The organism is Neoaquamicrobium microcysteis (assembly GCF_008180155.1).
Taxonomy (GTDB): domain Bacteria; phylum Pseudomonadota; class Alphaproteobacteria; order Rhizobiales; family Rhizobiaceae; genus Aerobium; species Aerobium microcysteis.
Genome location: NZ_VSZS01000066.1, coordinates 242,849 through 262,556, shown reverse-complemented (window position 1 = coordinate 262,556; position 19,708 = coordinate 242,849). Strand labels below are relative to the sequence as shown.

At 63.3% G+C, this 19,708-nt stretch carries 18 protein-coding genes; 3 read left to right on the top strand and 15 right to left on the bottom strand.

Features of this window, described 5'->3' with window-relative positions:
• The first annotated feature begins 589 nt into the window (after positions 1-589).
• The gene (locus FY036_RS18345; protein ID WP_148916205.1) at positions 590-1,522 is read left to right on the top strand and encodes a lysylphosphatidylglycerol synthase transmembrane domain-containing protein; all 933 of its coding nucleotides are present in this window, start codon (positions 590-592) and stop codon (positions 1,520-1,522) included.
• On the opposite strand, the gene FY036_RS18340 is transcribed toward FY036_RS18345, so the two are convergent.
• From FY036_RS18340 to FY036_RS18275, 14 genes are all read right to left on the bottom strand, one after another.
• The gene (locus FY036_RS18340) at positions 1,461-2,180 is read right to left on the bottom strand and encodes a DUF502 domain-containing protein (RefSeq protein WP_148916204.1); all 720 of its coding nucleotides are present in this window, start codon (positions 2,178-2,180) and stop codon (positions 1,461-1,463) included. The genes FY036_RS18345 and FY036_RS18340 overlap by 62 nt on opposite strands.
• A gap of 41 nt (positions 2,181-2,221) precedes the next feature.
• Entirely contained in the window at positions 2,222-2,608 is a 387-nt protein-coding gene (mnhG, locus tag FY036_RS18335; RefSeq protein ID WP_148916203.1) for a monovalent cation/H(+) antiporter subunit G, read from the bottom strand.
• On the bottom strand, positions 2,605-2,886 hold the full coding sequence (locus FY036_RS18330) for a K+/H+ antiporter subunit F (RefSeq protein WP_148916202.1): 282 nt from the start codon (positions 2,884-2,886) through the stop codon (positions 2,605-2,607). The genes mnhG and FY036_RS18330 overlap by 4 nt, the downstream gene beginning before the upstream one ends.
• Complete coding sequence (locus tag FY036_RS18325; protein WP_201744802.1) at positions 2,883-3,371, bottom strand: Na+/H+ antiporter subunit E; 489 nt, start codon at positions 3,369-3,371, stop codon at positions 2,883-2,885. Before FY036_RS18325 ends, FY036_RS18330 begins: the two co-directional genes overlap by 4 nt.
• Entirely contained in the window at positions 3,368-5,020 is a 1,653-nt protein-coding gene (locus FY036_RS18320; RefSeq protein ID WP_148916201.1) for a monovalent cation/H+ antiporter subunit D, read from the bottom strand. The genes FY036_RS18325 and FY036_RS18320 overlap by 4 nt, the downstream gene beginning before the upstream one ends.
• Positions 5,017-5,364, bottom strand: a complete 348-nt coding sequence (locus tag FY036_RS18315; RefSeq protein WP_148916200.1) for a Na+/H+ antiporter subunit C — start codon at positions 5,362-5,364, stop codon at positions 5,017-5,019. The genes FY036_RS18320 and FY036_RS18315 overlap by 4 nt, the downstream gene beginning before the upstream one ends.
• Positions 5,364-8,279, bottom strand: coding sequence for a monovalent cation/H+ antiporter subunit A (locus FY036_RS18310; RefSeq protein WP_148916199.1), 2,916 nt, complete (start codon positions 8,277-8,279; stop codon positions 5,364-5,366). Before FY036_RS18310 ends, FY036_RS18315 begins: the two co-directional genes overlap by 1 nt.
• Before the next feature lie 145 nt (positions 8,280-8,424).
• A complete protein-coding gene (locus tag FY036_RS18305) occupies positions 8,425-9,594 on the bottom strand; it encodes an AI-2E family transporter (protein WP_148916198.1) in 1,170 nt (389 codons plus the stop codon).
• A 152-nt stretch (positions 9,595-9,746) separates the two neighbouring features.
• Entirely contained in the window at positions 9,747-11,018 is a 1,272-nt protein-coding gene (locus tag FY036_RS18300; protein WP_148916197.1) for a molybdopterin molybdotransferase MoeA, read from the bottom strand.
• Positions 11,019-11,122: 104 nt separating this feature from the next.
• The gene (locus FY036_RS18295) at positions 11,123-12,652 is read right to left on the bottom strand and encodes a tripartite tricarboxylate transporter permease (protein ID WP_148916196.1); all 1,530 of its coding nucleotides are present in this window, start codon (positions 12,650-12,652) and stop codon (positions 11,123-11,125) included.
• A 15-nt stretch (positions 12,653-12,667) separates the two neighbouring features.
• On the bottom strand, positions 12,668-13,201 hold the full coding sequence (locus FY036_RS18290; RefSeq protein WP_148916195.1) for a tripartite tricarboxylate transporter TctB family protein: 534 nt from the start codon (positions 13,199-13,201) through the stop codon (positions 12,668-12,670).
• 14 nt (positions 13,202-13,215) lie between these two features.
• The gene (locus tag FY036_RS18285; protein WP_148916194.1) at positions 13,216-14,166 is read right to left on the bottom strand and encodes a Bug family tripartite tricarboxylate transporter substrate binding protein; all 951 of its coding nucleotides are present in this window, start codon (positions 14,164-14,166) and stop codon (positions 13,216-13,218) included.
• 89 nt (positions 14,167-14,255) lie between these two features.
• Positions 14,256-16,721 (bottom strand): sensor histidine kinase, encoded by a 2,466-nt coding sequence (locus tag FY036_RS18280; protein WP_148916193.1) that lies wholly within the window; start codon positions 16,719-16,721, stop codon positions 14,256-14,258.
• Positions 16,711-17,496, bottom strand: a complete 786-nt coding sequence (locus FY036_RS18275) for a response regulator transcription factor (RefSeq protein WP_328593109.1) — start codon at positions 17,494-17,496, stop codon at positions 16,711-16,713. Before FY036_RS18275 ends, FY036_RS18280 begins: the two co-directional genes overlap by 11 nt.
• Before the next feature lie 81 nt (positions 17,497-17,577).
• Here FY036_RS18275 and FY036_RS18270 point away from each other — a divergent pair, with 81 nt between their 5' ends.
• The gene (locus FY036_RS18270; protein WP_148916192.1) at positions 17,578-17,826 is read left to right on the top strand and encodes a hypothetical protein; all 249 of its coding nucleotides are present in this window, start codon (positions 17,578-17,580) and stop codon (positions 17,824-17,826) included.
• Between the two features lies 1 nt (position 17,827).
• Entirely contained in the window at positions 17,828-19,072 is a 1,245-nt protein-coding gene (locus tag FY036_RS18265; RefSeq protein ID WP_148916191.1) for a threonine synthase, read from the top strand.
• On the opposite strand, the gene mobA is transcribed toward FY036_RS18265, so the two are convergent.
• Positions 19,054-19,686, bottom strand: a complete 633-nt coding sequence (gene mobA, locus FY036_RS18260; RefSeq protein WP_148916190.1) for a molybdenum cofactor guanylyltransferase MobA — start codon at positions 19,684-19,686, stop codon at positions 19,054-19,056. The two genes, FY036_RS18265 and mobA, sit on opposite strands and share 19 nt — an antisense overlap.
• Positions 19,687-19,708 lie beyond the last annotated feature (22 nt).

Here is a 19,708-nt window from a genome sequence, read left to right as displayed (position 1 = left end):
AACCAATGGCTGGACCTTCCCCGCACACAATCCTCCCGTCGCCCTCGATTTCCATTGCAAGCTATATTCGTTGAACAATCGCGCGTAACGCACTTCGATACCGTCGATCAGTGAATTCGCAGATTGTTTTTCCGCAAACCATACCACCAACGCAACGTCATTCTCAATCCACCGACGAACTGCCGGGTTCGCCAAAAAATCGCCTGCAAACGGCGGTTGATTGGACAGGACGGAGTTGCCTCGGGCCCGCCGGGACGGATTCGCCGGGCGCTGGAACCTCACCGCGCCACCGCCCGTTGGTCGAAGCAGCGCAGAGCTACAGCCGAGCGAGAGCCGGGATTTCAATCTGGCGATGAGTGCGGGCGAAATAGCGCAGCCAGCGGTCGCAAGCGATGCGGTTTGCGCCCGTATCGGCCATAGACATAAGTATCGATCACGTGTTCATGTCAGTCGTTTTCATTTCCGTTACCACTTTTTTGGCTATTGTGCCGAACGAGGTGGGGAGCGAACGCATACCGAGCACAGATCCCTCGAAAACGACAAACAGGAGAGGCTGTCCCAGCGGTCTCATCCGCAAAGGGAGTGCACCGTGAAGGTGAAGAAATACATCTGGCCCGTCATCGGGCTGGCAGCCGTGGGTTTTTCGGTCTGGCTGCTCTATCACGAACTGCGGGGCCTCTCGCTCGACGAGCTTTGGGACAGCCTCATGGCGATCTCCGCACGCGACTGGACGCTTGCCGTTGCGGCCACCTTCCTGGCCTACGCCGCCCTTGCCGGCTACGACCATCTGGCGCTGCTCCACCTGAGGCGACACGTCGGATGGCTGTATATGACCATCTGCTCGTTCACGACCTATGCGCTGTCGCACAATATCGGCGCATCGGTCTTCTCAGGCTCGGTCGTGCGATACCGCGCCTACACCGCCAAGGGGCTTTCGGGCGCAGAAGTGGGCGTGCTGGTCGCCTTCTGCTCCTTCACCTTCGCGCTCGGCACCATCATGCTGACCGGCCTCGTCCTGATCCTGCAGCCGCAGCTTTCCGAACGGTTCGTCGATGTGCTGCCGGTTGAGGCATCGGCGGCAACGGGCGCGCTGCTGCTGGCTCTCGTCGGGCTGTACGTTCTGGGAAGCGCATTGCGGTTGCGCCCGCTCAAGATCGGCTCGTTCGAGATTCACTATCCGCAATTGCACATCGTCGGACGCCAGCTCGTCATCGCGCCGCTCGAGCTCATCGGCGCGGCGGCGATCATCTATTTCGCGCTGCCGGAGGCGGGCAACCCGGGCTTCATGATCGTGCTGGGGATCTTTCTGATTTCATTTTCCGCCGCCCTCCTTTCCCATGCACCGGGCGGGCTGGGCGTGCTGGAACTGGTATTCATCACCGGCCTGTCGGAGATGGACCCGGCCGACGTTCTGGCCGCGCTTCTGGTATTCAGGCTGCTCTACCTGATCATACCGTTCATCATCGCTCTGTTTGTGGTTCTGGGCTTCGAGCGGACGCAACTCGCGCATCAGAAGGAGTGATGCGCGGGCCCACATCCGTTATCCAGTTGATCGGCAGGTTCTCCGGCGTCATCGATCCGCCGGAAACGATGAAGGCCATCGCGTCGTTCTTGGTCCAGTCGAGCCACACCAGCCGCGAGGTCGGCACGATCTCGACAAAACCCGATGTCGGGTTGGGTGTCGTCGGCACATAGACCGCCGCAAGCTCCGGCTGGGTTTCACTGGCGGGAAAGATGCGCGTGACGATGCCCACCGCACGCATGTTTTCGGATGGAAATTCTATGAGCACCACCCGTTGGCCGGTCGGCGAACCGTCGCCACCCAGCGAACGGATGAGCGTCTGCGTCGCGCTGTAGATGGTGCGCGCCAGAGGCACGGCCTCGACCACGCGATCGACCGTGTTGAGCAGCCTGCGGCCGACGACGGCGTTGGCGACCTTGCCAAGAATGAAGAGGAATATCAGCACCAGCACCAGCGCGAGGCTCGACTGGAACCAGCCTGCAAGCAGCAGATCCGCCACATCCGGCAAGGTGGGCCGCAGCACGCCGGAGAGCGCGAAGGTTGCGGGGCGCCCGAGCCAGATCAACATGTCGACCACGAACCACACGATCCACACCGTCACCAAAAGCGGTATGACCGTGAGCACCCCGGTAATGATATGACGCGTGATCGACTGCATCTTCCTGTCCCGTTGGCCAGCCTACTTTCGGGCAGGCTGCCTTACTCCTCGACTTGCACGCCTTCCTCAAGCACGCCGTCTGCCGGGTCCATCGCGGGCACCTCGGGGCTGCCTTCCGAGCGATCGCGGTAGAGGGCGGCGCGTCCCAGCAGCATGAGGGTAACCGGTGTCGTGATCGTGACGAAGATGCCGATCAATATCTCATGGATCACTGGTCGCGACTGAAGCACCGTAAAGCAGAACATGGAAGCCATGACGATGGCGGCCGTGCCCCAGCTCGTACCCAGGGTTGGTGCATGGATGCGGTCGTAGAACGAGCGCAGCCTGTAGAAACCGAACGAACCGATGAGCGCCAGCCCTGCCCCGATCAGCAGGAACACGGCAACGACTATCGCAGCCCAGACAGGAAGATCGGCAGCGTGGCTCATTCGATCACCTCGCCGCGCATCAGGAACTTGGCGAGCGCAACGGTAGCCACGAAGCCGAGCATGCCAATGATAAGGGCCACCTCGAAATAGAGGACGTTGCCGGTGCGGATGCCGAACACCAGCAGCAGGAGCATCGAATTGACGTAGAGCGTATCGAGCCCGAGCACGCGGTCCTGCGCGCGCGGCCCCTTCATCATGCGGAAAGTGGCGAAACCCATGGCTATGGCAAGCATCGCCTGCGCTGCGGTCAGGGCCCAAAGCAGGATGATCGCGCTCATTCGAAGATCTCCAGCAGCATATGTTCATAGCGGTTCTTGATGAGGTCGAACCACTCCGCCTCGTCGACGAGATCGAAGACGTGAAGCAGCAGCGTGCCGCGCGCCGAATTGTAGTCCAGCCACGCCGTGCCCGGCGTGCTGGTCAGAATGACGGCAAGGATCGCCAGTGCGGTCGGATCACGCAGGTCCAGCGGAATGGTCAGGAAGCCGGATTTGCGCTCCCGTTTCGAACCTTCGAGAATGATCCTCGCCACCGCGATGTTCGATCGCACGATGTCGTAAAGCACGATGATTACAAGCTTGGGCAGAAGATCCCATCGCCGCAGGCGAGGCTTGGCCGGTTGGAGCGCGGCAAGTCCTTGAGCAGCCACCAGCGCCACGCCGATGCCGACCAGAAGCTGGCCGGGCGTGAAGCCGGCAAGCAGCATCCACATCACCACAAGAGATGCGATCAGCAGCGGATAGGGGAATATCCGACTTATCATCGCTGCACCTCCGGTGGGAGCGGCGCGTCCCGGCTCATCGGAGGCCTGGGCGCGTCCAGCACGCCGTCAATGTAGGAGCGCGGGGCGTGGAGGCTTTCGGCCGTAGCGTGCATGAAACGCATGATCGGCCCCGCCTGTACGGTCATTGCAAGGGTGAGCATCAGCAGCGCGGCCACCGGAACGATCTCGACCAGCAGCACGCGTGGCACGTTGAGCTCGACCGGAGCCCAGAAAGCGCGGATGCCGGCACGGCTCATCGCGATCAGCGCCGCGAGACCCGAGATGATCAGCATCGCGGCAAGCCACCAAGCCGAAGCGGCGATGGCCCCGCCCTGCCCGAAACCTTCGGGATTGAGCATTGCGGTCAGAATGGCGAACTTGGCGATGAAGCCAGAGAGCGGCGGCAGGCCAGCCAGCATGATGGCGCAGGCAGCAAAGCTGATCCCGAGGATTGCAAGCGTACCGGGAATCGTGACGCCGACCTCCTCTTCCTCTTCTTCTTCCTCATCGCCGAAGGCTTCCTGCGTCACCGCGAGAACGTTGGCGACGGCGTCCTGCCCGCGCTCCACCAGTTCAATCAGCAGGAAGAATGCGCTGATCGCGAGTGTGGAGCTTATCAGGTAGAACAGCGCGCCCGCCGTGATCTCGACCTGCAGCAGGCCCAGAGTGGCCAGCAGCGTGCCGGACGATACCAGCACGGAAAAGCCGGCAAGACGTCCCAGCGCCTGCGATGCCAGCACGCCTATTGTGCCGAAGACGATGGTGGCCATTCCACCCACGAACAGAAGCTGTGAGCCGAAGCCGGACACGCCGTCGGGGGTTTCCTCGAAGAACAGCAGCGACAGGCGCAGGATGACGTAGACGCCCACCTTGCTCATGATCGCGAAGATGGCGGCGGTCGGCGCCGGCGCAGCCGTATATGTGGTGGGCAGCCAGAACGACAGCGGCCACATACCGGCCTTGATGAGAAACGCTACGCCGAGGATGGCCGCACCCGACTCGAGGAATATCCGGCGCTCCACCGGAACGTCCGGAAAGCGCGTGGCCAACTCGGCCATGTTGAGCGTGCCCGCAACGCCGTAGATCAGCGCCACGCCGATGAGAAACAGCAGGGCCGCAGCCAGATTGATCGCGATGTAGTGCAGGCCTGCCTTGACGCGCTGGGAGCCCGAGCTGTGCAGCATCAGGCCATAGGAGGCCGCAAGCATCACCTCGAAGAAGACGAAGAGGTTGAAAAGGTCGCCGGTCAGGAACGCACCGTTGAGCCCCACCAGTAGAAGCAGGAACAGCGTGTGGAAATGCGGCCCCGCCTTTTGCCATCGCCCGATGGAGAAGATCAGCGACGGTATGGCCAGCGTCGCGGTCAGTGCCAGCATCATCGCCGACAGGCGGTCGAGCACCAGCACGATGGAGAATGGCGGCGGCCAGTTGCCAAGCAGGTAGACGATGACGCGCCCGTCATCCACCGCGCCATCGGCATGCGCGATGCGCAGCAGCATGATGGAGATACCGAGCAGCGCGACGGCGGAAAGGATGGAGATCGTCGCCTTCAGCAGGCGCTCACGATCGTCGAAGAAGAGCAGCAGCGCACCGGCCACCAACGGCAGCAGGATCGGTGCGATAACAAGGTGTTCGGGAGAAACGCTCATCTTTCAGGCTCCCTCCCGTCGACGTGGTCGGTCCCGCTCAGGCCGCGCGCGGCGAGCAGCACCACGAGGAAGAGCGCCGTGGTGGCGAACCCGATGACGATAGCCGTCAACACCAGCGCCTGCGGCAGCGGGTCGGTGAAAGTCATCGGATCTATGGGATCGCCACCCTCCAGCACCGGCGGGGCGTTGATGATAAGGTGCCGCCCCATCGAGAAGATGAACAGGTTGACGGCATAGCCCAGCAGCGCCAGCCCGATGATGACCTGATAGGTGCGCGGGCGCAGCAGCAGCCAGACGCCGGAACTGACGAGCACACCGATTGCCAGCGACAGGACGAGTTCCATCAGGCCTGCTCCTCGACCTTGGCGGCCTCGACGGCGCGCACGCGATGGCTGCGCACCGACTGATGTGCGAGCGCGATGAGGATGAGCACCGTAGCGCCGACCACCAGCGCGAACACACCCAGATCGAACAGCAGCGCCGACGCGACCGGCGCCTTTCCAATGAAGGGTATGTCCAGATACTGGAAGTAGGACGTTAGGAACGGATAGCCGAACAGCCAGGCCCCCATACCGGTGAATGCCGCCATCAAGAGGCCAAAGCCGATCCAGCGCACTGGCAGGATGCGCAATCGATCTTCCACCCACCGGGTACCGCCAGCGAGATATTGAAGCAGGAAGCCGATCGCCATCGCTATGCCCGCCGCAAACCCACCACCGGGAAGGTCGTGGCCGCGCAGGAACAGATAGGCGGCGATGAGGATGGTGACCGGGAACATCCATTGCATGATGACCGACGGCACCATCAGGTAGTCATGCACGGTCGTTCCAACCTCGCGGTCTTCGGCCGCGTCGTCATATTCGTTCTGCCTGCGCTGCTGTTCCGGCACGCCGACGCTGTCAGAGGCCGGGCGGAAGCGGCGCAACAATGCGAACACCGTGAGTGCCACGATGCCCAGCACAACGATCTCGCCGAACGTGTCGAAGCCACGGAAGTCGACGAGGATGACGTTGACGACGTTCGTGCCCCCGCCTTCAGTATAGGCGCGCAAAAGGAAGAAGTCGGAAATCGTGTAGGGCAGCGGGTTGGTCATCATCGCATAGGCGATGACGCTCATGCCCGCGCCGCAAAGGACCGCGAGCGCGAAATCGCGATGCCTGCGCATGCGGGAAGTGGCCGATATCGAGTTGTCCACCTCTTCGATGCGCTTGGGCAGCCAGCGCAGTCCCAACAGGATAAGAACCGTTGTGACGATCTCGACCATCAACTGGGTGATCGCGAGATCGGGCGCGGACAGCCACACGAAGGTGAGGCATGTCGCGATGCCCGCGCCGCCCATCAGCACGAGCGCCGCCAACCGGTGATACTTGGCCTGATGCGCAGCGCCGATCGCGCATACCCCGCCCACGACCCAGATTGCCGCGAAGACGGGGTCTACGCCAGCAAGCGTCGGCACCTTCGGCGTGAAGCCCGCCCTGAAGAGCGGCCAAAGCCCGGCGATAAAGGCGAGAAACACGACGAGGCGCAGTTGCGGCTGAAGGCGCCTTGTCCCGAAATTGGCTTCCATCCAGCGCGCCATGCGCCACGAGATGGTGACGAGGATACGCTCGAAGATGCGCTGGCCCTTGAGATTGCGCAGGAACGGAGTTCCGTCCTCGCATGTTGCGAGATAGCCGCGCAGCAGGAAATAGAGTGCGACGCCCGCTACCAGCGCCACCACGCTCATGATGAGCGGCAGGTTTATGCCGTGCCAGATCGAAAGGCTGTATTCGGGTGTCCGGTCGCCGAGCACTGAAACGACCGCCGCGTGCAGGTAGGGGCCCACCGTCATGCCGGGAACGACGCCGACGATGAGGCAGATCAGCACCAGCAGTTCGATGGGGCGGCGCATCCAGTGCGGCGGCTCATGCGGCTCGCGCGGCAGGCCGACCGGCTTGGGCCCAAAGAAGACGGTATGGATGAAGCGTAGCGAATAGGCCACGGCAAACGCGCCTGCGAGCGTCGCCACATAAGGGGAGATGCGATCGAGCCACACGCCGGAGTGCTGCTCGAGCGTTTCCGCAAAGAACATCTCTTTGGAGAGGAAGCCGTTCAACAACGGCACGCCCGCCATTGCAGCGCTGGCCACCATCGCCAGCGTCGCCGTGATGGGCAGGAAGATGAACAGCCCCGAGAGCTTGCGCATGTCGCGCGTGCCCGCCTCGTGGTCGATGATGCCCGCAGCCATGAAAAGCGACGCCTTGAAGGTGGCGTGGTTCATCATATGGAAAATCGCCGCGACCGCCGACAATGGGCTACCGAAGCTCAGAAGCGTCGTTATGAGCCCCAGATGGCTGATGGTCGAATAGGCGAGCAGGCCTTTGAGATCCTGCTGGAAGATGGCGAAGAACGCGCCCAGCACCAGGGTGGTCATGCCTGCTATGCCGACGATGAAGAACCATTCATCGGTGCCGGACATCACCGGCCACAGTCTCACCAGCAGAAAAACGCCAGCCTTCACCATTGTAGCCGAATGCAGGTAGGCCGAGACGGGCGTGGGGGCCGCCATCGCGTTGGGCAGCCAGAAATGGAACGGAAACTGCGCGCTCTTCGTCAGCGCCCCCATCAGCACCAGAAGAAGCGCCGGCACGTAGAGGTCGTGCTCGCGAATGAGATTGCCCGAGGCCAGCACATCGTCAAGTTCGTAGCTGCCTACGATGTGCCCGATGATGATGAGGCCGACCAGCAGGCACAGCCCGCCGATACCGGTGATGGTCAATGCCATGCGCGCGCCGTCGCGTGCAGCGGCGTTGTGATGCCAGTAGCCGATCAGCAGGAACGAGAAGATGCTGGTCAGTTCCCAGAAGATGGCCAGAACGATCAGGTTGCCCGAAATCACCATGCCCTGCATCGCACCCATGAAGGCGAGCAGGAACGAGAAGAACCGGGGTACGGGATCCTTCGGCGACATGTAGTAGCGGGCGTAGAGCACGACGAGGAAGCCGATACCCATGATCAGTATCGTGAACAGCCACGCAAAGCCGTCCATACGCAGTGTGAAGTTCAGCCCTAACTCGGGTAGCCAGTCGACCTGCCGACGCACGACCCCGCCATCGGCGACCGATGGAAAAAGCCTTATCGCGATCGCAAAGGCGACGATCGTCACCGCACCAGACAACCATGCTTCCGCGTTGCGCGCGTTGCCAGGCAGCATCGCCGCAAGCACGCTGCCCATGAAAGGCAATAGAATGAGAAGCAGGAGCAGGTTTGGTTCTGTCATACTGTCCGGGAAATAGTTCGAATCGGCCCGACCGGGGTTGCCAGCGACCTGCTTCTGAAAAGCGATATTGAAACCGCATGCGTCAAGTCGATATTTTCAGAAAGCGGCAATATGCATCAACTGAAAACTCAGCCCGGACGTCACTTCACCCCCGAGGCGGAGGCATGGGTTCCGCTTCACCGGGTGGCGGCAGGATGGCAGGCTCCGGCGTCTTCATCTCGTGCAGCCATTCGCGCCAGATCGCAACGAGCAGCGCCATCAGAACCGGGCCGATGAAGAGGCCCAGAAAGCCCATCGTCTTCACACCGCCGATAAGTCCGAAAAACGTCGGCAGGAACGGCAGCTTGATCGGCCCTCCCACCAGCTTTGGACGCAACGTCTTGTCGACGATGAAGAGTTCGGTGGACCCCCAGACGAACAGCGCGATACCCTCGACCGGCGAACCTGACGCCACGAGGTAGATGGAGACGAGAGTGAACGACAGCGGCGCACCGCCGGGAATGAGCGCCATGACGCCCGTGATCACGCCCAGCGTCACCGGCGAAGGAACGCCGGCGATCCAGTAGGCGATGCCCAGCACGATGCCTTCGCCAATGGCGATGAGCGTCATGCCCATAACCGTGGAGCTTATCGTGGCAGGCACCACGCGCGAGATACGGCTCCACCGCATCGGCAGGATGCGCTCGCCCAGCGTGTCGAGCTGAGCCACGAAATTCTCGCCATCCTTGTAGACGAAGAACAGCGCGATCATCATGAAGAGAAGCGTCAGGAACAGGTCGAACAGACCCGTGCCCGCCGCCAGCACACCACGATAGATGCTGCCGATATTTGCACCGCTGACGATCTGCACCAGCTCGCCGATGGCGCCTGGGTGGCCGATGTAGCGATACCACTGCTCGTCGACCCATTCGCCGATGCCGGGAAGCGCGGCCATCCACTCGGGCGTCGGCGACCCCGTTCTGTTGGTTTCGACCGCCCATGTGAACCATTGCCCGATCTCGCCGATCGTATAGCTGACGGCGAGCACGATCGGCACGATCAGGAACGTCAGGATGAGGATGATGGCAACGCTCGCGGCAAGTGCGCGGTTGCCGCCGCACCGCCGCAGGATGTCGCGATAGATCGGCCAGCTTGCAAAGCCTATCACCAGCGCGGCAAGTACCGGCACGAGGAAGCCGTGGAAGAAATAGATGCCCGCCGCGATTACAAGCACCAGCAACCACCGCGCTGCCGAAAGCGGAGGTATCAGCGCGATGCGCGAGGGCGCCGTAGCGCCCAGCCAGCGCTGTTCCTGCGGATGTTCAGTCGGTTTCATGCTTGACACTCGTTGCAGGCTGCCCCGGTTGATGCCCGTGCCTCGTGACTGGCATGCGATAGTGATTGTGTCGCATCCGCCCTCGACAACGGTCAACCCTGCGCCCCCGCGCTTTTTTGTCGTCTCCGACCAAGGGATTATTTCCCAGCACCTCAGCCGGCGCGGAAGGGCTCGTATCGCAGGGTCATTCCAGTCTCTATCGCCTCGTCGTGTGGCGGCAGCAGGGCAATGCCATCCGCTAGCGCCATTGCGGACAGGCTGGCTGACGAGCCTCGACCAAGCATCTCCAGGACCGGCAGTCCGCGATCGTTCCTGCCCGACATTCTCACCGGAACGAATTCCGTCCGCCCGGGCCGCTTGGCGTAGGCGAAACCGGAAATCGCCGGCTGCCAGGCGGGATAGATGTCGCCCAGCCCGGCAATCGCGCGGATTGCGGGCAGCGCAATCTGGCGAAAAGTCACCAGCGCCGCGTTGGGATTGCCCGGCAACCCTGCAAACAGCGCGTGGCCGATCTGACCGATCTTGACGGGCTTGCCCGGTCGCATTGCGACGTTGACCACCTCGACCGAGGCCCCGCCGTCACGCAGGATCGCGGCTACATGATCTTCGTCTCCGGCCGAAACGCCACCCGTGGTAACGACGACGTCGCACGAGGCCGCAGCCCTGCTCAATGCTGCCTCCACAAGCCGCCGGTCGTCCGGCACTATGCCGAAGTCGCGCAGATCGGCCCAGGCGAGCCCGGCCAGCGTGGCACGCAGCATCACCCGGTTGGAATTGTAGATTTGGCCGTGGAGGAGTTCTTCGCCCGGGTCGCGCAGTTCGGACCCGGTTGATATGATGCCGATGCGCACCTTGCGAAAAACCTCGACGGTTGCCACGCCGGCACCGGCGAGCAGTGCCAGATGCTGAGGCGAAAGCGTCATGCTAGGTTCCAGCAGCCGCGCGCCGAGACTTACATCCTCTCCGGCACGGCGGATGTTTTCACCGGCAGCCGGCCGCCTGCCGGAAATGACGACGGTGTCGTCCTCTGGCCGGGCACGCTCCTGCATCACCACTGCATCGAAACCCGGCGGCACCGGCGCGCCCGTAAAGATGCGGAGCGCGCCTTCGCCGGGAGACCCCACACCCGGACCGCCTGCGGCAATACGCCCGGCTACGCGAAGCGTCCATGGGCCTTCCCCCGCAAGCTCAGCCCTGCGCACCGCGTAGCCATCCATGGCCGAGTTGTCAAAGGGCGGTATGGCAATAGGAGTGTCGATCGCCGCCGCGACAACGCGTCCGGTTGCTTCAGCCAGCAGCAGCTTTTCGGTCTCGACGAGACTGTTTGCAATTGCCACCGCCCGCGCGGCCGCCACTTCAGGCGCGATCGCTTTCTGTGCTTCGCTCAGGCAGTCTATATCTCGCGATGCAGCAGGTTCGGCCATCAATACCCTCGCAGCGCGGCGAAGCAAAAAGGTCTACGCAGCGTTGCGTAGCCCCCCTGATACATGGCCATCCGGCGCGGGTCCATCGGCCGCGCCGGGGATCATCAATCGCCGTCCATCGCGAAAACCGTGTTCTTGCCCTTTGGCTGCATCGCCCGCCAGATCACGGGCCCAAGCACGGCTGCGATCGCAATTGCATAAATCGTCAGCGCAATCGGCGACGTGAACAGGAACGTCCAGTCTCCTCGATTAATCATCAGGCCACGACGAAGCTGCTCTTCGGCTAGCGGCCCGAGGATGGTACCTACCAGCACAGGAGCAAGCGGATAGCCGAACCGGCGCATGACGAAGCCGATCACGCCAAAGGCGAGCAGCAGCACCAGCGCGAACACCGACCCTTCCGCACCCACGATGCCGAGCGTCGCGAAGGTCAGGATGCCGGCATAGAGCCACGGCCTAGGTATCATCAGAAGCTTCACCCAGATGCCAACGAAAGGCAGGTTGAGCACCACCAGCATCAGGTTGGCGATGAACAGGCTGGCCACGAGACCCCAGACGATGTCCGGATTGTTGGTGAAAAGCAGCGGACCGGGCTGAAGCCCGTACTGCTGGAAACCCGCGAGCATGATCGCAGCAGTCGCCGATGTCGGCAGGCCGAGCGTCAGGAGCGGAATGAGCGTGCCGGCAGCCGAAGCATTGTTGGCCGCTTCAGGACCGGCCACACCCTCGATTGCGCCCTTCGGCCCCTCGAACTCTTCCTTGGCGACTCCCTTGGCAGTCTTTCGCTCGGTCGAGTAGGAAAGAAAGGTCGGGATTTCGGCACCACCGGTCGGTAGCGGGCCGAAGCTGAACCCGAGCAGCGTGCCGCGGATATATGGTCTGATGCAGCGCTTGAGATCCTGCCAGGTCAGCCAGACCGAACCCTTGATGGCCTCGACCTTGTCGATGACGTTGTGTTTCTGCGAGGCGATGTAGAGCGTCTCGCCTACCGCAAAGAGCCCGACGGCGACGATGGCGATCGAGATGTTGTCGCGAAGTTCGGCCACGCCGAAGGCCATGCGCGCCTGCCCGGTCAGCTTGTCGATGCCGACGAGACCGATTGCCAGACCGAGGAACAGTGCCGTCAGCCCTCGGATGATCGAGCCTCCGAAGGCTGCCGAAACCGTCATGAACGACAGGACCATCAGCGCGAAATATTCGGCAGGCCCGAAGGATAGCGCCACCATGACCATGAAGGGCGCGACGACCGCGAGCCCGAGCGTAGCGAAAGAGCCGCCAAAGAACGAGCCGATAGCGGCCGCGCCGAGCGCTTTGCCGCCGCGTCCGTCCCGGGCCATCTTGTTGCCCTCCACAGCCGTCATGATCGACGCGGTCTCGCCGGGGGTATTGAGCAGGATCGAAGAGATCGCGCCACCGTACATCCCACCGTAGTAGATGCCGGCAAACATGATGAGCGAGCCCGTGGCCCCGAACGAAAGGCTGACGGGCAGAAGGAGCGCGACGGTCAGCGCCGGGCCGATGCCCGGCATTACGCCCACGGCCGTTCCAAGGACGACGCCGATGAAGGCGAACATCAGGTTCATCGGCTCGAACGCGACCGAAAGGCCGTTGAGCAGAAGCGAAAAGGTATCCATTGCGCGTTGCTTTCCTCAGCGTCGGAACAGGCCGTCGATCAGCCGTTCTGGCGGACCGGCGCGCAGCGAAAGGCCGAGCCCGTGGCGGAACAGGGTATAGAGAAGCGCTGAAACGACGATCCCGACCAGTATGGTCAACCATACGGGCCGCCGTCCCATACCGCGCGCGGCAAAGCCGAACAGCGTGCCCGAGGCGAGAATGAAGCCCGCTCCAATGCGAAGCAGCAAGATCTCTGCGGCGATGGCGCTCACGATCCATAGCACCGGCGGCCAGCTCATTTCCTCTCGCGGAGGAAACTCGGACAACAGTGCCAGTCGAACCGTAAGAAGACCGAACACGGCGAGGCCCGCCGCGACGATGTAGGGAAAGATTTCCGGGCCGAATTGCGCGTAGCTGCGCCTGACGGGGTAGCCAGACGCGTCCCACCAGATCAGGGCTGCCAGAGCGAACAACGCCAGCGCTATGCCAAGCCCCGCGAGGTCCCTACCAGTCGTCCCATCATCCGAATGGAGCCGGCTGCCGCCGGCTCCTTCTTCATCCGAAGACATGTTCGTCGTCCCGCTTACTGGGTGATCCCGAGTTCGGAAAGGATGGCGGCGGTCTGCTCCGTTTCGCCTTCGAGGTAGGCGGCAAACTCGTCACCGTCGAGATAGGTGTTCACCCAGCCCTTTGTTTCCAGCTCGCCGTTCCAGGTATCCGACTCCGCCATTGTGCGGATGGTGGTAAGGAGTTCTTCGCGCTGTTCGTCGGAAATGCCGGGCGCACCGGCGATCATTCGCCAGTTCTGAACGTCAACGTCGAAGCCTTGCTCTGCGAAGGTAGGGGCGTCTAGGTAGGACTGACGCTCCGGCGCGGTGATGCCGATGACCTTGAGCGCCCCTGCCTCGATCTGCGCCGAGAACTCGCTATAGCCCGAAACGCCGACGCTCACCTGATTGCCGAGCAGTGCCGCCAGTGCCTCGCCGCCGCCCGCATACGGGATGTAGTTGATCTCTGCCGGATCGGCGCCCGCGGCCTTGGCGAACATGCCGGCCGCGATGTGATCCACGCCGCCTGCCGAGCCGCCGGCCCAAGTGACCGACCCGGGATCGGCGCGCAGCTTTTCAGCGAGCTGTTCGGCATTGTCGATTTCGCTGCTGGCGGGGGCGACGACGACGACATACTCGCCCGTAAGGCGCGCGATCGGCGTCACGTCGGCGAGGGACACCGGCGAGTCGTTTGCGATGATCGCGCCGACCATGACGTAGCCGCCGACGATGGTTGCCGAGCCGTCACCACTGGAATTGTTCACGAATTGCTGGAGGCCGATGGTGCCGCCGGCGCCGCCGACGTTCTCGACCTGGATGTTGCTTGCCAGACCTTCGGCCTGAAGCGTCGACTGGATCGTGCGGGCGGTCTGGTCCCAGCCGCCGCCAGGGGCCGCCGGCGCCATGATCTTGAGCTCCGCCATCTGCGCGAATGCGGTGGATGCGGAAAGCAGCGCCGCTGCGGCGGCGAGCGCGAAAGTCTTCATGATGTCCTCCCAGACAGGTATGATATGTGGCCGGTTCCTCCCGGTTGCCGGCACCTTAACAGGTCAACCTGTCATCCGCCTGTCATCGGCTATCGGGGCGAGACGATCTCCCGCCATGTCGCCAGAAACCGGCTTCGACGCTGCTGGTCGAGAAAGACGAGCAGCGACGGCCCCAGTGCGAGCGGCTGTATCGCGCCCCTGCCCCGCGCAGAGATCGCTTCGGAGGTGAACCGACCGAACGACCCCGGCACTATGGAACCCAGCGCCACCTCGCCCGCCGCCACGCTCTGGCCCTGAGGCGAAAGCGCGTAGTCGACGAAGGCTCGCGCGAGCTCGGTATCCGGCGCGTCACGCGGGATCAGCATCGTGCGGGTCAGCACCAGCACATAGTCGTCCGGCACGATGATGCCGATCTCCGCGCCGGCCGCCTGCCGCGCCAGCGCATAGGAGCCGAGCACATTGTAGCCAAGCGCAAGATCGCCGCGCGCCACGCGATCGAGGATATCCGGGCTCGACCCGCTCAGATGGACCCGGGCACGGCCGAACGCGGCCGCCAGCCGCCAGAAATTGGACGAGATGAGCTGGTCCTGCGCGGCCAGCAGATAGCCGACGCCGCTCTTGGCGATGTCGTAGGTGCCGACCATGCCGCGAAAACGCTCGGGCTGTTCTTCCAGTAACTCCGCTAGCCTCAGATGCGTGCGCGGCAATTCGCTCTCCGCCAAAAGGCGCGGATTGTAGATAATGACCGCAGGCTCAAAGGTGAAGCCGATCACCTCGCCGCGCCACCGCGCCCAGGCGGGCAGCGTGGCCAGATGCGGCGAAGCATGCGCCAGCGCGTGGCCATCATTGGCAAGCTTCAGCTGGAGATCGGCCGCCGAACTTATCATGAGGTCGGGCTTCGGCTCGATGCCACCGTCAAGAAACTCCTCATACATCACCAGCGTGTCGGTCTCGCGATAAAGGACGCCCACGTCGGGCCTCGTGCGCTGAAACCCCTCGATGAAATGCGCGAACAGCGGCGTATCGGTCGTTCCGACGATGGTGAGCGTGCGCTCTCCTTGGAACGAAGGCGACAGGGCCGGATAGCGGGTTTCGTTGGCAAGCCCCTGAACAGGCAGCAAGAGCAGTCCAACAAGCAGGATCGATGCAGCCGCAACATGCGAGGCCGCTTGGCCGACAGACCCCGTGCGCAATAGAGGCAGCTCCATTTCCACCACCAGCCCGCCTCCTTCGCGATCGGCAAGTTGCAGGGTCCCACCATGGGAATCGACAACACGTTTCACGATCGCCAGCCCCAGCCCCGAGCCAGTCTTGCCTTCGCCCGTGCTGCCGCGCTTGAAACGCTCCAGCACGGCATCCTTTTCCCCGTCCGCGATGCCCGGTCCGCGATCCTGCACGCATAGCTTAACCGTCTGCTTTTCGCTCATGCCAGCGACGATCTCGACGAGCCCCGAAGAATAGAGCATCGCATTGTCCACGACGTTCCGAAGCATCTCGCGGATCGCCACCCTGTCGGCGAGAAGCTCCGCCTCGGCCGCCTCGTCGGAGATGAAAACGTCCAGCCTCTCGGCCGCCGCCGCGTCGAGGCGACCTCGCACTTCCTCCACCAGCGCGTCCACGCGCGTCGGCCGCGCGTCGCGCATTTCGAGACGATGGGAGATCGTCGCGTCCATCAGAAGCTGCGATACGAGCTGGCTTGCCTGTGCTGCACTCTGATGGATGCGCGCCACACGCTTGCGCAGCCTGTCGGCGTCTGGCTCGTCCATGGCGATTTCCGCCTGCGCGCGCAGCGACGCCAGCGGTGTGCGCACTTCATGGGCGGCTTCCGTCACCAGACCACTCATGCGTTCTATGGCAAGACGCAGGCGTCCAGTGAAGAGATTGAGCGCGGCGACGAGCTGACTGACCTCTGCCGGCACCGGCACCGTTACCGGCGAAAGATCGTCGGGCGAACGCGCACGCAGCTCCTGTTCCAGAGCAGACAGCGGCGCGAAAGTGCGCCCCAGCCCGAACCAGACAATACCGATTGCCAGCAAAGTAAGCGCAGCCAGCGGCACCATCGCGTTGGACAGGATTTCGGCCGAGAGGGCTTCACGTTCGTTTTGCGTCTCGGCCACGCGAATAGTCACCCATGCCGCCGCATCGGCTGACGAGAGGAGCCTGCCGACACTTGCAAGTCGGAGGGTTTCGCCACGATAGGACAAGTCCTGAAATACAGGTTCTGCGGACGTTGCCGGCGCGAGCTCGGCTCCAAGGTCGTCATAACCGGTCACGAGCGCGCCGTCCGGCCCGCGCACAGCATAAAACAGCCGGTCGCTGCCGGAAAACATCGCGAACGCCGCGAACGGCAGCTCCACCAGAACGGCCTCGTCCTCGATCTGCACCGCACCGGCGATCGTCAGCGCCGAAGCAGCCAGGAGCCGGTCGAATGCACGGTCGGCGGCACGCTGGGCGTAATCGTGAATAAAGGCTGCAAGCGCGAGCGCCGCCACCAGCAGCAGCGAGACGGCAAGCGCGAAGATGCGCCTGCGGATGGAGAAGGTGCTACCGCCCATCGACCGCCATCGCCCTTGCAAGATAGCCTACGCCGCGCACCGTCTCTATCTCCAGCCGCGACCCATCCAGCTTGCGGCGCAGGCGCGACACCTGAAGTTCCAGCGCGTTGACCGACACGTCCTCGTCGAAATTGAAGAGCTGCGCCATCAGCCGCTCCTTGGCCACCACCTGCCCCACTCTTGCAAGTAGGATTTCGAGCAGTCGAAACTCGCGGCGGCCAAGTTCTATCGTCCGTCCGCCAACGGTGACGTAGCCATTTGCCAGATCGACCGTCACATCTGCCACGGTAGTCACGCTGGTCGCCTGCCCCGCCGGCCGGCGCATCAGCACGCGCAGGCGCACTTCCAGTTCGCGCAGGTCGAAAGGCTTGACGAGATAGTCATCGGCGCCCCGGTCCAGTAGGCTTACCTTGTCGTCTATCTCGGCCCTCGCCGTCATGACCAGCACCGGCGTATCCGACTTGCGGCCGCGCAGTTCGCCAAGGATCGAGATGCCGTCACGGCCGGGCAGCGTCAGGTCGAGCGCCACCACGTCGAAGGTCTCGCTCGTTGCCACGTCGATCGCGTCATCGCCATTGCGCAGCCATTCGACCGAGTGGCCGGCGTCGCGCAGGCGGCGCTCGATCGCCTCCCCCAGATCTTCGTTGTCCTCGACCAGCAGAATGCGCATGGTGGCCGCACTCCCCTCCTCCGGCATGCTGGCCACATTCGCACCTGCCGGGTCCAGCTTCAACGGATCGCGCACGTCTTTGCAGAGATGCCACACAACAATCATATTGCCTCGCCGGTCTTGTGTGCGCCGCGAATGATTGTCAGAACGGTGCGAACAGCTGCTTCGCTCGGCAAGGGACCGGTCATGGAAAATGAACTCGAGAGATACGCCATCGCCATCATCGTGGTGTTTGGCGCATTGGCGATAGGCGGCCTCATGGCTGCGGCGATCAGCACGGGCGACCGCAGCAGCTTCCTTTATGCTCTCGGCGCTGCGACCTCGGCCTGGCTTGCGGGCTATGCAATGGTGTTTCAGCTGCCGCGCGCGGTCGCGATTCTCATCGTGCTCGCCATGGTTATGGCTATAGCCTCCACCGCGGCGCTCGTTTTCTGAGATGCGGCATGACGCGAATCTGACGGAGGAGCGCCCCACCTTCGTCACGCATCTCGAATGCTCGATCACCGGCGAAACCTACGAAGCCGACATATTGCACGGCTTGTCGCGCGCAGGGAGGCCGCTGCTGGTGCGCTACGATCTGGAAGGCGTGAGCAAGGCGCTGACCAAGGAGGCTCTCGCGTCGCGCCCGGCCGATCTCTGGCGTTATCGCGAGTTGCTGCCGGTGCGTGACAGCCGCGACATCGTCAGCCTCGGCGAGACGATGACGCCCATCATACCCATCCCCAACTCGGCGGCTGCTGCCGGTGGCGGCGAGGTGCTGGTGAAAGATGAGGGCCGCTTGCCCACCGGCTCCTTCAAGGCGCGCGGGCTCGTGATGGCGGTTTCGATGGCGAAGGCTCTGGGCGTGGGCCACATCGCCATCCCGACCAACGGCAACGCAGGCGCGGCACTTGCTGCCTACGCGACGCGGGCCGGCATCCGCACGACGATCTTCTGCCCCGAAGACACCCCGGAAGTAAACGTGTCCGAAATCGCGTTGCAGGGCGCAGACACCTGGCGCGTCAACGGCCTCATCGACGATTGCGGTAAGATAGTCGGCGCGGGCAAGGAGGCCGTCGGCTGGTTCGACCTGTCCACGCTGAAGGAACCATATCGCATCGAGGGCAAGAAGACGATGGGGCTGGAACTGGCCGAACAGCTCGGCTGGGAACTGCCCGACGTGATCTTTTATCCCACCGGAGGCGGCACCGGCCTTATCGGCATGTGGAAGGCCTTCGACGAGCTCGAAGCGATCGGCTTCATCGGCCCCAAGCGTCCTCGTATGATCGCCGTTCAGGCCGCAGGCTGCGCGCCCATCGTCAAGGCCTTCGAAGACGGCGTGGAGCATGCGACGCGTTGGGAGGACGCCCATACGGCTGCATCCGGCATACGCGTGCCGCAGGCCGTTGGCGATTTCCTCATCCTGCGGGCCGTGCGCGAAAGCGGCGGATTTGCAATCGCCGTCTCCGACGAGGCCATCGAGGCCGGGCTGACGGAAGTGGCGCAATCCGACGGCCTGCTGCTGTGTCCGGAAGGCGCGGCAACCTGGGCGGCCTACCGACAGGCGTTGAAGGATGGCCGCGTCAGCGCAAACGAACGCGCAGTCCTGTTCAACTGCGCCACGGGGCTGAAATACCCGCTGCCGCCGGCACGCCAGACGCTCGACCGCCACGCACCGTTGGACTACAGCCGCTTCGCCTGAGCAGCCGCCAGCATCACCCGCGATTTCGCCAGATCGTCCGGCGTGTTGATGTTAAAGAACGGATCGACGCCGTCAGCCTCGAAAGGTGCCGTCGCAGCGCCATGCCGGTCTGCCCACGCCACAACCTTGCGCTCACCCCTTTCCAGAGCGGCCTGCAGGTCGTTCCTCAGGCTGACGGACCATAGACCGAAGGTGGGATGACGACGCAGGGTCCCGGTATCGTCCGGGGATGCGGCAAGCACGATCTTCGCTCCGGTCGCTCCGGCCTGAGCCTGCAGTCGTTCCACAAGGTCGAGCGGCAGGAAAGGGGTGTCGGCCGCAGCCGATATCATCATGTCGGCACCCTGCCGGGCAGCCCAGTCCAGCCCTGCCAGAATACCCGCCAGCGGTCCCGGATACTCTGCGACGGGATCGGCGATTACCGGAAGTCCGAAAGTCGCAAAGCGGGACGGATCGCCATTGGCGTTGAGTGCAAGTGTGCCGCACTGTGGGGCCAGCCGCGCGATCACCTTGTCCAGGAGCGTGCTCCCGTCGAGCGGTAGGAGGCCCTTGTCACCGCCGCCCATTCGCGTGGCGAGCCCGCCTGCCAGTATGACGCCCACGATGGTGGCCAAGTCTTCCTCCCATCCAGTGAGA

What these genes read in the sequence shown, in the direction of transcription:
- FY036_RS18340 (WP_148916204.1), bottom strand. Translation starts at nt 2,180, where the DNA reads ATGCAGTCGATCACGCGTCATATCATTACCGGGGTGCTCACGGTCATA.
- mnhG (WP_148916203.1), bottom strand. Translation starts at nt 2,608, where the DNA reads ATGAGCCACGCTGCCGATCTTCCTGTCTGGGCTGCGATAGTCGTTGCC.
- FY036_RS18330 (WP_148916202.1), bottom strand. Translation starts at nt 2,886, where the DNA reads ATGAGCGCGATCATCCTGCTTTGGGCCCTGACCGCAGCGCAGGCGATG.
- FY036_RS18325 (WP_201744802.1), bottom strand. Translation starts at nt 3,371, where the DNA reads ATGATAAGTCGGATATTCCCCTATCCGCTGCTGATCGCATCTCTTGTG.
- FY036_RS18320 (WP_148916201.1), bottom strand. Translation starts at nt 5,020, where the DNA reads ATGAGCGTTTCTCCCGAACACCTTGTTATCGCACCGATCCTGCTGCCG.
- FY036_RS18315 (WP_148916200.1), bottom strand. Translation starts at nt 5,364, where the DNA reads ATGGAACTCGTCCTGTCGCTGGCAATCGGTGTGCTCGTCAGTTCCGGC.
- FY036_RS18310 (WP_148916199.1), bottom strand. Translation starts at nt 8,279, where the DNA reads ATGACAGAACCAAACCTGCTCCTGCTTCTCATTCTATTGCCTTTCATG.
- FY036_RS18305 (WP_148916198.1), bottom strand. Translation starts at nt 9,594, where the DNA reads ATGAAACCGACTGAACATCCGCAGGAACAGCGCTGGCTGGGCGCTACG.
- FY036_RS18300 (WP_148916197.1), bottom strand. Translation starts at nt 11,018, where the DNA reads ATGGCCGAACCTGCTGCATCGCGAGATATAGACTGCCTGAGCGAAGCA.
- FY036_RS18295 (WP_148916196.1), bottom strand. Translation starts at nt 12,652, where the DNA reads ATGGATACCTTTTCGCTTCTGCTCAACGGCCTTTCGGTCGCGTTCGAG.
- FY036_RS18290 (WP_148916195.1), bottom strand. Translation starts at nt 13,201, where the DNA reads ATGTCTTCGGATGAAGAAGGAGCCGGCGGCAGCCGGCTCCATTCGGAT.
- FY036_RS18285 (WP_148916194.1), bottom strand. Translation starts at nt 14,166, where the DNA reads ATGAAGACTTTCGCGCTCGCCGCCGCAGCGGCGCTGCTTTCCGCATCC.
- FY036_RS18280 (WP_148916193.1), bottom strand. Translation starts at nt 16,721, where the DNA reads ATGGGCGGTAGCACCTTCTCCATCCGCAGGCGCATCTTCGCGCTTGCC.
- FY036_RS18275 (WP_328593109.1), bottom strand. Translation starts at nt 17,496, where the DNA reads ATGATTGTTGTGTGGCATCTCTGCAAAGACGTGCGCGATCCGTTGAAG.
- FY036_RS18270 (WP_148916192.1), top strand. Translation starts at nt 17,578, where the DNA reads ATGGAAAATGAACTCGAGAGATACGCCATCGCCATCATCGTGGTGTTT.
- FY036_RS18265 (WP_148916191.1), top strand. Translation starts at nt 17,828, where the DNA reads ATGCGGCATGACGCGAATCTGACGGAGGAGCGCCCCACCTTCGTCACG.